At 41.4% G+C, this 14,760-nt stretch carries 14 protein-coding genes; 8 read left to right on the top strand and 6 right to left on the bottom strand.

What is annotated here, in order from left to right; genetic code table 11:
* Window positions 1–22: 22 nt before the first annotated feature.
* Together NK987_RS21210 and NK987_RS21215 are read right to left on the bottom strand one after the other, a co-directional pair.
* Entirely contained in the window at window positions 23–907 is an 885-nt protein-coding gene (locus NK987_RS21210) for an acetoacetate decarboxylase family protein (RefSeq protein ID WP_259265484.1), read from the bottom strand.
* An 11-nt stretch (window positions 908–918) separates the two neighbouring features.
* Window positions 919–1,935, bottom strand: a complete 1,017-nt coding sequence (locus tag NK987_RS21215; protein ID WP_259265485.1) for an esterase — start codon at window positions 1,933–1,935, stop codon at window positions 919–921.
* A gap of 432 nt (window positions 1,936–2,367) precedes the next feature.
* Here NK987_RS21215 and NK987_RS21220 point away from each other — a divergent pair, with 432 nt between their 5' ends.
* The 6 genes from NK987_RS21220 (at window position 2,368) to NK987_RS21245 (ending at window position 9,371) form a co-directional block, all read left to right on the top strand.
* Window positions 2,368–2,811, top strand: a complete 444-nt coding sequence (locus NK987_RS21220; protein ID WP_259265486.1) for a hypothetical protein — start codon at window positions 2,368–2,370, stop codon at window positions 2,809–2,811.
* A gap of 208 nt (window positions 2,812–3,019) precedes the next feature.
* Window positions 3,020–4,165, top strand: a complete 1,146-nt coding sequence (locus tag NK987_RS21225; protein ID WP_259265487.1) for a Gfo/Idh/MocA family protein — start codon at window positions 3,020–3,022, stop codon at window positions 4,163–4,165.
* A gap of 67 nt (window positions 4,166–4,232) precedes the next feature.
* Complete coding sequence (locus NK987_RS21230; protein ID WP_259265488.1) at window positions 4,233–4,745, top strand: DUF2911 domain-containing protein; 513 nt, start codon at window positions 4,233–4,235, stop codon at window positions 4,743–4,745.
* 95 nt (window positions 4,746–4,840) lie between these two features.
* Window positions 4,841–7,321, top strand: a complete 2,481-nt coding sequence (gene hrpB, locus NK987_RS21235; RefSeq protein ID WP_258423556.1) for an ATP-dependent helicase HrpB — start codon at window positions 4,841–4,843, stop codon at window positions 7,319–7,321.
* A 254-nt stretch (window positions 7,322–7,575) separates the two neighbouring features.
* On the top strand, window positions 7,576–8,565 hold the full coding sequence (locus NK987_RS21240; RefSeq protein WP_258423558.1) for an NAD-dependent epimerase/dehydratase family protein: 990 nt from the start codon (window positions 7,576–7,578) through the stop codon (window positions 8,563–8,565).
* Window positions 8,562–9,371 (top strand): SDR family NAD(P)-dependent oxidoreductase, encoded by an 810-nt coding sequence (locus tag NK987_RS21245; RefSeq protein ID WP_258423559.1) that lies wholly within the window; start codon window positions 8,562–8,564, stop codon window positions 9,369–9,371. Before NK987_RS21240 ends, NK987_RS21245 begins: the two co-directional genes overlap by 4 nt.
* 241 nt (window positions 9,372–9,612) lie before the next feature.
* Here the strand turns inward: NK987_RS21245 and NK987_RS21250 are convergent, their stop codons facing one another.
* Complete coding sequence (locus NK987_RS21250) at window positions 9,613–10,230, bottom strand: hypothetical protein (RefSeq protein ID WP_258423560.1); 618 nt, start codon at window positions 10,228–10,230, stop codon at window positions 9,613–9,615.
* Between the two features lie 287 nt (window positions 10,231–10,517).
* Here NK987_RS21250 and NK987_RS21255 point away from each other — a divergent pair, with 287 nt between their 5' ends.
* Together NK987_RS21255 and NK987_RS21260 are read left to right on the top strand one after the other, a co-directional pair.
* Complete coding sequence (locus NK987_RS21255) at window positions 10,518–11,237, top strand: hypothetical protein (RefSeq protein WP_259265489.1); 720 nt, start codon at window positions 10,518–10,520, stop codon at window positions 11,235–11,237.
* Window positions 11,238–11,300: 63 nt separating this feature from the next.
* Window positions 11,301–11,870, top strand: a complete 570-nt coding sequence (locus NK987_RS21260) for a hypothetical protein (RefSeq protein ID WP_259265490.1) — start codon at window positions 11,301–11,303, stop codon at window positions 11,868–11,870.
* Window positions 11,871–12,502: 632 nt separating this feature from the next.
* Here NK987_RS21260 and NK987_RS21265 read toward each other — a convergent pair.
* The 3 genes from NK987_RS21265 to NK987_RS21275 are packed head-to-tail and all read right to left on the bottom strand — an operon-like array spanning window position 12,503 to window position 13,876.
* On the bottom strand, window positions 12,503–12,730 hold the full coding sequence (locus tag NK987_RS21265; RefSeq protein WP_258423563.1) for a hypothetical protein: 228 nt from the start codon (window positions 12,728–12,730) through the stop codon (window positions 12,503–12,505).
* Window positions 12,685–13,125, bottom strand: a complete 441-nt coding sequence (locus tag NK987_RS21270; RefSeq protein ID WP_259265491.1) for a DUF5675 family protein — start codon at window positions 13,123–13,125, stop codon at window positions 12,685–12,687. Before NK987_RS21270 ends, NK987_RS21265 begins: the two co-directional genes overlap by 46 nt.
* A 4-nt stretch (window positions 13,126–13,129) precedes the next feature.
* Entirely contained in the window at window positions 13,130–13,876 is a 747-nt protein-coding gene (locus tag NK987_RS21275; RefSeq protein WP_259265492.1) for a hypothetical protein, read from the bottom strand.
* Window positions 13,877–14,760 lie beyond the last annotated feature (884 nt).

Genomic DNA, 14,760 nt, shown 5'->3' on the forward strand with positions numbered 1-14,760 from the left:
GATTTTGGGTTAAAGTGGAATACTAGATTTTGTACTTCTCGAAATCTGTAATTGAAGGATCAGGAAGCCAATCCTCACTCAGTCCCAAGTTGTAAATACTTTCAAGGCCTTCGGGCATTTCAGTTTGGGGCTCATCATATGTCATAAACCAACAGTCAAAATGGTCATCCAAAATACCATTTGCTTTTGGCATAAAAAGCGTAAAATAAGGATCCGGATTAATGTCAATATCTCTCAAGAATGAAACATTGGGATGGTCACCGATAAACAACTTTCCTTTTGCTTTTCCAAAAAGATTTACGCCGGCTTTGGTGTCAAAGTAGATATAAGAAGCCATGAGCATATTCCTGAACCTGCAATAATTGGTAGCTCCGACTTTTAGCTTTAAGGATGCGCTTTTGGGTCTTTCTATTTCTATCCGAAATGCAAATTGTCCGTCTTTTTCATATTGACTTGTCACCCGATCCTCTGTAACCTTAAAGTCCAGATTGGCCTTGTGCTTAGGCATTCCCCAAATTCCTTTTCCTCCCTTTACAGAAACCTCGCTGCTTACCGGAAGGTCAAGGATATATTGACCGGTTCCATAAGTCTTTAGCATCATTGCATTGAGTATTCGCGGAGCAGGTTTAGGACCATGTGTACATCCTATTGCAATGCTGTACTCTATATATTTCCCAATGCTGGTATCCAGGTAATTGATGACAGTAATCAATAATGTTGCTTTTCCGTTTGGTAGCCGAAGTGCATGGATTTCGTTTCCTGGCAGCAGTGCATTTGCTTTTTCCCAATCACAGGTAAATCCCGCCATCAAAGCCGGGGAATTTCGGGCACTGACGGGCATTATGTAGGGAATGCCGTCTACCAAGGCATGTCTGCCTTGGTATCTTTTGATTCTATTAGGTGGCATGGGTTTTAAAATTAAGGTTTGTTCAATTCAGCAATCATCAAGGGAAATACATCTAAATGAGAATTTTTGCCAAAGAAAACGTCAAGATGGCTGTAATTCTCCAATAGGTACAATTGATGGACACCGGGATCCACCCTCTCCAAATACCCAAAGGTATTTTGTTGACTATCAGGAAGGAAGCAAAGATTTTTCATGCCCCCAAACAGAATAATTCTTGATTCAGGTTTGAAATCATCCGGAGCATGGCTTTGTCCTTTGTTTGGATCAAGAGGTATCAGCACTCCTTTTCGGATACATTTTTGGATATGCTTAAAAAAAGTCAACGGAACATTGGCAAACTCTTGCTGTATCCAGTTTTTGGTTTCCTCATTGAGGTTTTCCAAAAGCCATAAAGCGGGAAATCCTGATCCGTAGGTAAAGCTTACAAACTTGCCCACCATGGTATCATTTTCGGGATGGGTAACTTTCACAAGTTTCCTAAGCATTTTGGTTTTGAAATCCGGTGCTTTAAGGCCCCATTGTGGATTCAGGTAGTCAAACATCAAGCTGACAATAGGCACAAGGAAGTTGATCTTAAAGACAGAGAATTTTGGGACAACAGGATGCAAGGAAACTGCATTGCTGATGATGGTCTTAACTTCGGGAAGCAACCCCTTGACATAAGATATCATAAAACTCGTGCTACCCTGACAATGGATGATCGCTTTGATTTCCTTGGATCCGGTCAACTCCACGATTTTCCTTACAGCGGCCGGATGGTCATTCTCGGCTACTATATCAAGATTCCATTCATTCGGCTTCAGGTCAATGCTTGCCCTCCAATTTTCCAACCAGACATCATAACCTTCTTCTGCCAAAGCCTGAATGATGTTTTTATCTGTAGGTGCATTGAAAATATTGGCCCGTACTCCGGCACCATGCACCAATAATACAGGCCCTTTGGTGTTGCCGGACTTTTTGTAATGCCAAAGGTTACATGGAAATCCATCTAGTGCTTCAAACTCGATTATATCAAATAGTTGCTCCATCTTATCCTAAAAAACAGCATTAAATTAATATAAAAATTTGTTTTATCTATAAAAGTCAAAATTTATTATTAATTAATCATTTAAATATTGGGAATAATTTTACGTTTAATTCGAAAATGATTTGGATAAAATTATACTTTTTTAAAATGGTATTTGGATAAAAAACATAGCCTATTTCAGGTAGATATAAAGGAGTTTTCATGGATTTCGGAAGGAAAAAATAGGTTCTATTTCTTTCAGAAGCACATTTTAATTCCTAAAAACATAATTTTAAGCTCTTTTCATGGCCTGTTAATTCTGTTTCATAATAATTATTTTGTATTTTGATTTATTTTTATATTATTATTTTGATATTAATTTTTTTCTTACTTATTTTCAATCAGTTGAGTCACCCAAAAACCCAACAATAATCATCTAATTAATCCATTTGAAATGAAGAAATTCCTAACAAGCACATTGGCAGTCTTAGTGGCTTGCCTGATGTTTATGACCAATGACACTTTGGCAAATGTTGGAAATCCTGCCTTAAAAGAGTCAATAAAAAATCAGGTTCAGGTCAAGGAAACTCCTGCCGCATTTGTTCAATCTGGCATCTTTCCTTTTTTGGGGGAAAACTCTGGGTTTCCATTAGAAATCAGTAAATCAAATATTTTGATTATCTGCATTATCCTTACCATTACTTTATTGGTATTTGCGCATAAAAACAGTTTTGAGACTGATATCTACGCGTTTTACCATACCAATAAAGATGGAAGTATTATTTTCGAAAGCATAGAAGACCAAAAATCCTTTGAGTTTAGAGGTAACATGGCGAAAGTTTTTAGAATATCCGGCATATTGACAGCTATCACTTCTATAGTAATGATCATACTTTAAAATAGACTCTATTACTTAATCCAAAATTTTGACTTTGGCTAATTTTTTTATCTAATCTTAATTGGTGAAGAGGTCCATCGCACTTTGTGCGGTGGCCTTTTTTTTTGATGTTTTAAATTAGAGGTTTAGAGGGACTTTTTGCAGGCGATTTTTTTTAAATCAAATTCTTGACCCTATCTTTAATTTTGATTTCAAACCAAAAGACCCTATGAAAAAGATTAAAACAGCCATTGTGGGAACTGGCTTTATCGGTCCTGCGCATTTGGAAGCATTGAGGAGATTGCCAAATATTGAAGTGACAGCTTTGTGTGAAGTCAATATTGACTTGGCAAAAGAAAAAGCTGCTTTGCTGGGAATCCCTAATGCCTACACTTTTGAGTACATGCTCAATCAGGCTGATATAGATGTGGTCCATATCTGTACACCAAACTTTCTCCATTTTTCACAATCCAAAGCAGCCTTGTTGGCAGGAAAGCATGTCGTATGTGAAAAACCACTTGCAACAAAAATTGAAGAGGCAGAAGAACTCGTCGCATTGGCCAAAGAAAAAGGACTTGTAAATGCCGTACATTTTAACCTTCGCTATTATCCTTTGGTCAGACAAATGAAAACCATGAGGGAAAACGGCGATTTGGGAGAAATTTACAGCATCATGGGTTCGTACCTTCAGGATTGGCTGTTTTTGCAGACTGATTATAATTGGAGATTGGAACCGGACAAATCAGGAGATTCCAGGGCTATTGCAGATATCGGTTCGCACCTTTTGGACATCACCGAATATGTGACAGGATTGAAAGTGACTGAAGTGATGGCGGATTTTTCCACTGTCCATAAGACGAGATTGAAGCCATTGAAACCTTTAGAAACCTATTCCGGGAAAATGCTTGACGCTTCTGATTATGCCGAAGTTCCGATCAATACCGAAGACCATGCGAGTGTTTTGTTAAGGTTTGACAATGGGAACAAAGGTTCGGTCACAGTCAGCCAAGTAAACGCAGGCAGAAAAAACAGGCTGAATATTGAGATCTCGGGTTCTAAGGCCAACTTTGAATGGTGTTCTGAAAGACCAAATGAGCTTTGGATAGGAAAAAGAGAAACTGCAAACCAGCACTTGATGAAAGATCCATCCTTGCTTACCCGAGAAGCATCCGGATTGGTGAGCTTTCCCGGAGGCCATAATGAAGGTTTTCCTGACACATCCAAGCAGATGTTCAAAGAAGTATACGCAGCCGTCAGAGAAGGAAAACAGCCGGATAAACCTAGTTTCCCGACATTTGAGGATGGTCTGAGGGAACTTTTGATCTGTGAGAGAATCATTGAAAGCCATAAAAAGCAGGCCTGGGTTAAGATTTAACAAAATATTAACAACCAAAATAGGACTGCATAAGTTAAAACATCAAAGATTTGATAAAACCTAAACCATGAAAAAAATGAATTTGAAAAGATTTGGCTTATTGACCATGTTGCTTGCAATGGTATCCATTGTAGCCTTTGCACAAGAAAAAGCAAGTCCTGCCAAAACTGCGGAAGGAACAATAAAAGGTTCTAAGATAACCATCAACTACAGCAGTCCTGCAGTAAAAGGCAGGGTAATCTGGGGAGATTTGGTTCCATTGGGTCAAGTTTGGAGAGCAGGTGCTGACGATGCTACCACTTTTGAAACGTCCAAAGACATCAAAATCCAAGGACAGACGCTTCCTGCAGGAAAGTATTCATTCTTCATTATCCCCGGTGAGACGAGTTCTACCTTTATTTTCAACAAGGAAGCCAAGCAATGGGGAGCTTACAAATATGACCAAAGCAAAGATGCTTTGAGAGTAGAAGTTCCGTCTACACAAACAAGCACCCTGGAAGAAAGATTGGTGTATGAAGTGAAATCTGACAGTTTTGAAATCAGGTGGGAATATGGCAAAGCTTCGGCCAAGATAGAATAGATAATAATTCCATTTGTCAAGTGATACCGCTGCATGTGAACCTCCCGTTCTACATCCAGCGGTATTTTTTTTACCTTTGGTTCAAAATCTGAACTTTGAACTTCGACTACCATACCATTGACCTTCCCATCAAGGATATTATTCCTGAAGTAAAATCACTCCTTGAATCCAACAACACCCTGATAGTCAATGCCCCTCCTGGAGCAGGGAAAAGCACACTTTTGCCTTTGGCATTGCTTGAGGAACGTTTTTTGGCAGGGAAGAAAATTTTAATGCTAGAACCTAGGCGACTTGCTGCCAAAACAATAGCCTGGCGCATGTCAGACCTGATCGGCGAAAAAGTTGGTGACACCATTGGCTTTCGAATCAGGTTTGAAAACATGGTAACATCCAAAACAAGGATTGAGGTGGTCACAGAAGGGATTTTGACAAGGATGTTGCATTCCGACAGTACCTTGGAAGAAGTCGGAATGGTGATTTTTGATGAATTTCATGAGAGGAACATCCATGCAGATGTGGCCATGGCGCTTTGCCGTGAAGTGCAGCAAATCCTTAGACCTGATCTAAGAATACTAGTCATGTCGGCAACATTGGATATGCCGCAATTGACAACTTTACTACAAGCACCTGCTGTCAAAAGTGAAGGCAAATCCTTTCCTGTGGCGCAGCATTTTGTAGGGGATTTTGACTTGAGTATTTTGCCTGAAATGGTCTCCAAAACCGTCATTGAAGCCACATTGAAGCACACCGGGGACATTCTTGTTTTTTTGCCCGGACAGGGGGAAATCAAAAAAACCGAAGCAATATTGAAAAGACAACTTCCGGATTTTTCAATTCACCCATTGTATGGCCTGCTGAGTCCCCAAGCCCAACATCAGGCCATTTTTCCCAACAAATACGGAAAGAGAAAAGTGGTATTGGCGACCTCTATTGCGGAAACAAGTTTGACGATAGAAGGCATTGAGACCGTTGTCGACTCGGGATATGGCCGTACTTCCAAATTCAATCCCAGGACCGGGCTTTCAAAGTTGGAAACCATCAGGATTTCCAAAGACTCCGCAGACCAAAGGTCAGGAAGAGCGGGAAGGCTTGGACCGGGAGTTTGCTACCGGATGTGGTCGCGGCATACCCATGCACAGATGGCGGACTTCAGGACACCGGAGATTTTAGAAGCGGATTTGGCTTTTTTGGTTTTGGATATGGTCCAATGGGGAACGAAAGATATACAGCAACTTACTTGGCTGACTCCTCCCCCTTCCGGACATATTTCCCAAGCTTATGAGCTGCTCCATGAAATCAATGCCATGGAATCAGGCAAAATCACTGCCCACGGGCAAAAAATCCATGCCATTCCTGCCCATCCCCGTATAGCCCATATGTTGCTTATGGCTGAGAAAATCGGCAAAAGCGGTTTGGCTACGGATATAGCAGCTTTATTGGAAGAAAGGGATCCTTTAGAGGCTGATGCAGGGGTGGATATCAACCTGAGGTTGGAAGCTATGAGAAGAGCAAGGCGGGAATCGCTTTCTGTCAAAGGAATCAATAAGATCGAAAAGGTGGCGAAACAATACCGCAAAATGCTGCAGATTGAACCCGAAAATGGATTTGTAGATCCATTTGAAACAGGATTGTTGATCGCCTATGCCTATCCCGAGAGGATTGCATGCTCGAGACCGGGAAACAATGCCCAATTCCAGTTGGCAAATGGGAAGATTGTGATGATGGGACACAGGGACGACCTCGCCCATGAATCATGGCTAGCTGTGTCTCACGTGGATGCAAGAGATGGTGTCGGCAAAATATTCATGGCTTCTCCATTGAACCCTAAGGATCTGATTTCTATGGTGAAAGAGAAAAAAGTCATCAAGTGGGACAAAAGAAACGGTGAATTGGTTGCTGTCAAAAACCTCTGCCTAGGTTCCATCATCCTGAAATCAAGTCCATTAACAAACCTTTCCGAAACAGAAAGGGCAGCTGCAATCCTTGAGGCCATCCGCTCCGAAGGAGAGAGCTTGCTTGATTTCAGTGAAGAAACCCTTCAACTCCAAAATCGGGTCAACTCCCTCAGGGTTTGGAATCCTGATCAAATTTGGCCTGATTTTACCATTTCCTCACTTTTGGAGAATGCAGACAAATGGCTTTCTCCCTACCTTATTGGGGTCAAAAGGGAGGAAGATCTCCTCAGGTTAAATATGAAGGAGATCCTGCTTAACAGCCTGAACTTTGATCAGCAAAAACTTTTGCAGGCTTTGGCACCGGAAAAAATAGCTATTCCCAGTGGAAGCATGATCGCCATTCATTATTCCGGTCATGGTGAGGCGCCTGTCCTGGCGGTGAGGCTTCAGGAAGTATTTGGATGGCTCGATACACCCAAGATCAATGAGGGTAAAATCCCGCTGCTGCTACACCTTTTATCACCGGGATTCAAACCTGTACAAGTGACGTCAGACTTGAGGAGTTTTTGGATGAATGCCTATTTTGAAGTGAAAAAAGAAATGAAAAGGAGGTATCCCAAACATTCATGGCCCGATGAACCTTTGCAGGCTGAGGCGGTACGGGGTGTAAAGCGGAAATAAGCTTTAAGCTTCAATTTAAATTCTTTTCAAAGTCAACCGCATTTATTGCAAATGCGATGATTTAATTTATCAAAAAAGACTTATCCTTTCCTTTTCATTTGGGCAAAAATGCCTAACTGCCCATTTTACTTTGTTTTTTCAGTTTATTGGTTCAAATCCATTGGCTTTAAACCAGTTTGTTCCAAATCAATTTCGGTAATAATTCTTTGAGACGTAACTTGGTTTGGGTAAGTTGGAAATAAAACAATGTAGACATGAAGTCATTCCTCACAGGAGCATCAGGGTATTTGGGCCAAAGATTGGCCATGAAACTTGCAGAAAACGGGGAGACAGTCCATGCTTTGATCCGAAATCCCGATGCTGTCAAGACCTTGGCACATCCCAATATCAAGGTGTTTTTTGGAGATGTTTTGGATAAAGAGGCTATTGCAAAAGGCATGGAAGGTTGTGATACAGTTTTTCATGTGGCAGCATTGGCGAGGGTTTGGTCAAAGGATTCAGATGATTTTTATAGGGTCAATGTGGATGGGACGGTCAATGTGATCGGGGCGGCCAAAGAATTGGGTATTTCAAAATTTATCCTGACAAGCTCTACAGGTACCATCGGACCATCTTTGAAGCTTCCCAACAATGAAGAAACCCCGAGATGGAGCAGTTTCAACAATGATTATGAAATCAGCAAATCTTTGGCAGAAAAGGAGTTGCTGAAATCTGTGGCGAACGGTTTTCCGGGTTTGATTGTAATGCCCTCCCGGATTTTTGGGCCGGGTATCGCATCGCCTAGCTCCGGTGTCAACAGGATAATCATCGGGTTCATGAAAAAGGGCTTTGCTGTCATCCCAAAGCAAAGTGAGGTAATCGGCAATTACGGCTTTATTGAGGATATCGTCATGGGACATATTTTAGCCAGAGACAAAGGAGTCATTGGAGAAAAATATATTCTCGGCGGAGAGAATAAGACCTTGGGGGAATTGTTTGAGGCAATTAAAAACGGGGTAAACAAAAATGGTTGGATTCTGAAAATCCCTTTGTGGCCCCTGTCCTATTTTTCCCAGTTTTCCAAATTCTTGGCAGAGCGGTTTGGCTTGGAGCCCAAAATCACTCCTGATCTTGTTAAGCGGTTGACCCAAAACTCCGCATTTGACTGTTCCAAGGCGGTTTCCCAACTCGGATATCAGATAACTCCTTTTGAGGAGGCGATCGAAATTACCATCCGGTTTTTAACCCAATCTGAAAAGCCATGAAACATTTTGTTTTGATTACAGGAGCTAGTGAAGGATTGGGAAAATCCTTTGCCATAGAAGCGGCCAAAAAAGGCATGGATCTTTTTTTGGTCTCCCTACCAAGTACAGGACTACCCGGCTTGTGTGGCCTTATCCGGTCAAATTTCGATGTGTTGGTGGATTTTCTTGAACTTGATCTTTGCAGTGAGCAAAGCTGTATCCAGTTGATTGCGTATGTCAAATCCAACAATTACCCGATTTCTTTTCTTATCAATAATGCCGGTGTCGGTGGTAATTACAGGTTTTCCGATGAAAATTTTTCCACCTTCGACAAGATGATTCAGCTGAATATCAAAGCGTTTATCATGATTACCCATGGGCTGTTGGATGTACTCCAATCACAGGAAAGTGCCTTTATACTCAATGTGAGTTCGATGATAGCCTATTATGAAGGTCCTTTTAAACAGGTGTACGGTGCGACAAAATCCTTTATCTATTACTTTTCAAACAGTCTGCGGCAAGAATTGAAAAACACCCATGTCCACATATGCGTGCTGACGCCTGCGGGCATCAAAACCAATATCAATCAGTTTAGGATATGTCACTATTTAGGTATGTTTTCAAAATTGAGTTATCTGGAACCGGAGTATGTGGCAGGAATGGCCATTGAAAAATGCCTCCAAAAGGAAAATAAAATCATTCCCGGGAAATTATCCCGGCTGATCTTCTTGTTTTCTGCCTTATTGCCTCATTTTATCAAAGAAAAACTGATGCAAAATACCAACACTGAGATTTTTAATGCTCAAAATTCTTTTAAGAGGATTTGAGCAGCATGTCCGGTGTAGTCCCCTATTTTGCCCGAAGAATCAAGGTAGGAATCAGGAATCCTGATTATCTAAGAAAAGCCAAAAATATCTGCTACCCCGCTTTTAGTTGCGGAGAAAGACAATTGGACTTTCAATCAGGTTTATTTAAGAAAAAGGTAAAGAAAGTATAAATGAAAAAATAACTGAGTTCTGACCTTAAAGTCAGAACAGCCGGTGAGAACCAAATTCGAAGACTTGTTAATTATAAGTTGTCCAAATATCCCAACAGGTTCAGAAAGCAAGCAACAGAGAAAGGAGTGACCTGCATCTCATCCATTTTGGCCAAGTAGATATCACGTACCTCTTTGTATTTGCTTGGGTTGTACAATTTGGCCAAAGCAATGCCGCGGGATGACCTATAGGTAAAATTCTGGGTCACAATGTTTCTGTCCGGATCTTCATTGAAGAACCTTTCAAGCTTGATGCCCTTAGAATAATGGTCCATCCAAGGAAATCCGTCTTTGACCAGAAACCCCTCCACTTTCTCAATAACCCCATTGATCTCCATGTCATTTTCCAGGAAATACCTTTTTGGCATATTCGGATCAATCTTGTCCAAGGTTTCTACCAAAGTGATGCTTCGGTCCTTGTAATCCCCAAGCGTCGGCAAAAATTTGTGAATGATGGATTCTACCAAATCAAACCTCAATCCAAGATGGTATTCCAGGTAAGAAGCATCATTGAAATGGGTGTGGTGGAAGAAAATAATTTGTTTGCCTTGGGTTATTGTTTTGGAATAGTGAAGCTGTTTCTTTTCTAAGCTGAAACCAAAGTCAGCCAGAAATTCCTCATGCAACAATATCATTTCTTTAATTTTCATGGATTATTCCAATTTTATATTTGATATAACGATTATCGAAATCTTTTATTATAACCTTTTCTATAATATTTATGTTTCAGATCGCAGGTGTTTTGTTCACTTTCAACCTAATGCAGGTATGGTTATAACCTCCATTCGAACATTGAAATGAAATACTATTCCTATTTTTACGTGAAATGAAACTTGGTTTACAATCCTTACCTTCGACCAAAACGTAACGATCGTATTTTTTATGTATGTAAGATACAAATATTAGACCATTTCTACTCTTCCTATTAAAAAAAATTATGGATTGGATAAATATAAGTGAAGAATCAGTAAATAAACTACTCTTTTTGTGGGCAAAGTCTCCCATTAATTTGGCATATGATGCGGATAAAAAAATAATATTGGTGAATCAACCCAATCAAGCTAAAGAATATAGAATAAGGCATTCCATTCAAAGTTACTTTTCGGAATCGGACAATTCCCTTCAAAAACTTGACTTTCAAAACCAAGTCATTGTCTCCATCAAATCCGGGATGGCGGTGACTGCCTTGTATGAAAACGGGCATTTGGCAGATCATAAAGTCTTTCGGGCGTATATGGTCCGGAAGAAACAGGGAAAAAGTCAAATCAAACATTTGAAGACCAAAGGCAAGTCGAGGGCCGGTTCGAGGGTGAGGCTGCAGGAGACTTTGGAGTTTTTCGAAAACATCAATGAAAGGCTGGAATCCTATTTTGTGGAAAAGCGGATTGACCTGATTGCGTTTTCGTGTTCCTCTACGCTTCTCCCCTATTTTTTCAACAGTAAGAAGGCTACTCCTTTTGAGAAATCGGATGTGAGGATTTTTAAAATCCCGGTACATGTTCCTTCGGCTACTTTTGAAAATATGGAAAAAACGTATCGAACGATTTCCCAAACCAAAATTTGGGTAGATGAAGGCAATCGGGAGTTTTTACAAGCCTACCTTTCCCAAAGCCAAACTGAAGGGGATTCAAGGCAGGACAACGATGACGATTGGTAGTACCTATCTTTCAAATTCTTGGAACAGTTATTGGTGCAAATAACTACAGCTTAACCCAAGGATATGTATAAAACGATTATAGCCCTCTTACTTTTCACCCTGTGTTTTTCTATTCCACAAGTTTTTGCACAAAGGTATGGCAACGCTTTGGGTTTAAGGATGGGAAGCAATGATTTTAGCCGAACGATTGGACTGACTGCACAGCAGCGGGTTTTTAAGCATGTCACCTTAGAGGGCATTGTCCAATCTGATTTTGACAGAAACACCACATTTCACCTCTTGTTAGAAAGGCACAGGCCTATTCTTTCCAAGCGGTTTAACTATTACCTGGGTGCGGGAATATCCTCGGGTTGGGAGGAAAGTTTTGTCAAAGTTCCTGAAGCCAACCAAATCATCCATACCTATGGCAATCCAACCACCGGGGTAGACCTTATCGGCGGGATTGAGATGACTGTGGCCAATACGGTGATTTCTTTGGATTACAAACCCAACATGAACCTTTCCGGAAGGGAGGAATTTTTCCGTGGGCAGGTTGGAATATCTGCAAGGATGGTTTTGGTCAAAAGCAAGGAACAGGATAAAAAAAGAAGGAAGAGGGAAAGAGACCGGAGGAAAGGTAAAAGGAGGAAGTAAAAGTCACAGTGGGTAGGTTGTAATTGTTGTCTGCTGCGCGTTGTCGGGTTATCAGCTTCGCGTTGTCGGGTTGGGAAAGTTGTAATTGTTGTAGTGGTTCTAATTGTTCTAGTGGTTGTGCGGGAGACAAGTCTGGGATCTTGTGTCTTATGTCTTGTGTCATTTTGGTTGTCTGCTTCGCGTTGTCGGGTTCTCAGGTTGTCGAGTTTTATGGTTGGTTAGAAAACCCCGAAGGGGTGAAATGTTTATAGAAAAAATGTGAAATGAATTGGGTTTGGTTTTGGCTAATTTGATGGTCGAGAGGAAAAAAGACTCCCCGCCAAAACATTTAAAGTTGTTTTTTACCCACAGATTAAAAGGATGAAGCATATTCCTTTTGTCACTTTTTGTCTTACCACAAAAAGTAACCAAAAAAGGCAAGCGAAATAATCCTTCCCCCCTCATGGCCTTCGCCGGCGCGGAATTTCGCCTCCCCTCGCTCGGCGGTTTCAGTATTCAATTTGTTGAATGTATTAAGTTTCTGCTTGAGATTATTGGCAGTTGGTGGAGTTGGCCTTAGGGGAGAAAGAAAAAATCATCCCTATCTCAATAAGACAGGGATGATTGGTCAAAGGGTCAAATAATAAACAGTATTATACAGGTGCTTTCTTTTGGAGTTGCAGCCTGAGGGCATTCAGGTCCTTGGACATGGTCTGCATGGCCACTTCCATCAACTGGTACCTGGTCTGTACCTCGTGGAGGTTTTGTTGCAGCGCCCTGAAATCCTGCAAGAGGAACTTCAACAGGTAGGCAATAACGGAGAGCATCAATGAAATTACCCCTCCTGCGCCTGCAAGGTATTCTGCGGATTCAATTTCCATCGTATCTGTATTGAAGGTTTGGACTTACTGTAAATCTCCAGCCATACCTCTTCCCCCTCTTCCATGCAATCCATCAACCTGTCGGTCAACTTCCTACATGCAAGCCGGGTAAACAATGGCATGCTTTCTTTGAAACAGGTGACCGGGACTATGCAGTCCTTTGCAGCTGATACCGAATTGTACCTGATTTTTATGCGTCTGTCATCCGCTTCAAAATAGAGGTGCCAACCGCTGTTCTCGTCATATTCGCATTCCAATCTGTACAATCCTTCCGGACAGGGGATACTTTCTGATGATACCGAAGGTTCAAGGGTTTTGCAAAGCAGCTTTCCGTATAGGGAAATTTCTCCCCTAGTTACGTGCGTTCCATACTCCCTTTTCATGAGCAACTTCATGGCCTTAGACTTTTTCGACGGTAACGATTGCCCCGGCATTGTGCTCCTCACTGTTGAAGGCATAGTCTTGCCCGTTGACCACCTGCAGGAATTCAATCCCGATGATAAACAGCTTGTTTGGTTCGGGTAAACCTGCTTTGGGGATGGTCACAGAAATCGCTCCTGTGAGTTCTTCCAAGGGAAGGTTTGCTCCTGCATCAAGCAAGAAGCTTTTGGTCCCTGCCTGGAAATCAAATGATGCACCTGCAGCCATCAATCTGAAATGCGTAGCTCCCAAAGGAATGGAAAGGAAATCAACCGGCAGGAATGAATTGATGGAAAATCCCCATTCTGTAGGGCTGTTGGTCACCGTGATTTCTGTCTTGATTGAGCCGGATAGGACTGCACTGGAATTGATCTCAAAACCCTGGAGCAGGTTCCAATCTCCCTCCGAAACAAGGCGCTTTCCCCTGCCGTTGACAGGATCTGTTCTGAGGACTTTCATCATCTCCCTGATCAACCTGTTGTGCAGCTTTGCGTCCGCAATTCTGAGGATTGCCGGTCTGATGGTATCCTTGACCATCTTGACAGTCCTGGCATTTTCGGAAAACTCTTTCAGGTTTTCCCTGGTCCGCGCGTATTTAGGATCGTTCATGATCCTGTCTTTGGAGACGCCTCCTTTTTCTCTGGCCATGTGGCCATCCCTGGTTTTGTAGAAGGACAATCCTCCTATGTTACCTTCGAGTTTGAATGCACTTGATTGCTTTCCCATTTTTGATTTGGTTTAAGTGAAACATGACCAAATGTGGGAAGGCTTGGAATGGAATAAAAAACAATCTGCGGATCCTGCGGATATTGCGGATTTTGCGGAAAAGTGCAGTTTCTGCGGATTCTGCGGGTTTTGTAAAAAGTCGACAGACCACAGTCGATAGTCCACGGCGGATTCTGGTTAGGTATTGGAGTAGGCAGTATGAATGAGTCCAAAGCCGATCGATCCTAGCGTGTATCGGGATTTTAATATAGGAAAAGTACAAAGTCAAAAAATATCGGAATAATGATATAGTTTCTTGGAAATTGGTCAAAAGGTAACGAATGGGTAAGGAGGGTGTAACGGAAGGGTAAGGGAAGGGTAAGGGAAGGGTAATGGGAATGGGGGTAAAATCTGCCTATTTTGGCAATTTTTATTGTATTATTTCTTAAATAATTGATTTTTTCTAAGGTTGAAGGAGTTGTATTTTTAAGGGAATTTGACTTTAAAAGGTTGTAATTGTTGTCTGCTTCGCGTTGTCAGGTTGGAGTATTTGTCATCCTGAGTGCAGCGAAGGATCTCTCTTTTTTTTGTTGTAATTGTTCTAGTTGTTGTAATTGTTGTTGGGGAATCAAGTCTTGTGCCTTGGGTCTTAAATCTTGTGTCTTTTTTGGTTGTCTTCTAAGCGTTGTCGAGTTTTCCGCTTCGCGTTGTCGGGTTGGGAAAGTTGTAATTGTTCTAGTTGTTGTAATTGTTGTCGAGTTGAAAAACCCCGAAGGGGTGATAGGTTTATAGAAAAAATGTGAAATGAATGAGACTGTTCAATTAACTGTGTCAATGTTTAATTTATTAAATTTTGACTATGAAAGAAAACGGAGATGAATTTGATTTCAAGGCATTTGCCAGAC

Origin of the sequence: Aquiflexum gelatinilyticum (assembly GCF_024813435.1) — a bacterium.
GTDB lineage: Bacteria > Bacteroidota > Bacteroidia > Cytophagales > Cyclobacteriaceae > Cognataquiflexum > Cognataquiflexum gelatinilyticum.

Bases quoted from the DNA above. Each gene is read 5' to 3' on its own strand.
- NK987_RS21210 (WP_259265484.1), bottom strand. From the start codon at position 907: ATGCCACCTAATAGAATCAAAAGATACCAAGGCAGACATGCCTTGGTA.
- NK987_RS21215 (WP_259265485.1), bottom strand. From the start codon at position 1,935: ATGGAGCAACTATTTGATATAATCGAGTTTGAAGCACTAGATGGATTT.
- NK987_RS21220 (WP_259265486.1), top strand. From the start codon at position 2,368: ATGAAGAAATTCCTAACAAGCACATTGGCAGTCTTAGTGGCTTGCCTG.
- NK987_RS21225 (WP_259265487.1), top strand. From the start codon at position 3,020: ATGAAAAAGATTAAAACAGCCATTGTGGGAACTGGCTTTATCGGTCCT.
- NK987_RS21230 (WP_259265488.1), top strand. From the start codon at position 4,233: ATGAAAAAAATGAATTTGAAAAGATTTGGCTTATTGACCATGTTGCTT.
- NK987_RS21240 (WP_258423558.1), top strand. From the start codon at position 7,576: ATGAAGTCATTCCTCACAGGAGCATCAGGGTATTTGGGCCAAAGATTG.
- NK987_RS21245 (WP_258423559.1), top strand. From the start codon at position 8,562: ATGAAACATTTTGTTTTGATTACAGGAGCTAGTGAAGGATTGGGAAAA.
- NK987_RS21250 (WP_258423560.1), bottom strand. From the start codon at position 10,230: ATGAAAATTAAAGAAATGATATTGTTGCATGAGGAATTTCTGGCTGAC.
- NK987_RS21255 (WP_259265489.1), top strand. From the start codon at position 10,518: ATGGATTGGATAAATATAAGTGAAGAATCAGTAAATAAACTACTCTTT.
- NK987_RS21260 (WP_259265490.1), top strand. From the start codon at position 11,301: ATGTATAAAACGATTATAGCCCTCTTACTTTTCACCCTGTGTTTTTCT.
- NK987_RS21265 (WP_258423563.1), bottom strand. From the start codon at position 12,730: ATGGAAATTGAATCCGCAGAATACCTTGCAGGCGCAGGAGGGGTAATT.
- NK987_RS21270 (WP_259265491.1), bottom strand. From the start codon at position 13,125: ATGAAGTTGCTCATGAAAAGGGAGTATGGAACGCACGTAACTAGGGGA.
- NK987_RS21275 (WP_259265492.1), bottom strand. From the start codon at position 13,876: ATGGGAAAGCAATCAAGTGCATTCAAACTCGAAGGTAACATAGGAGGA.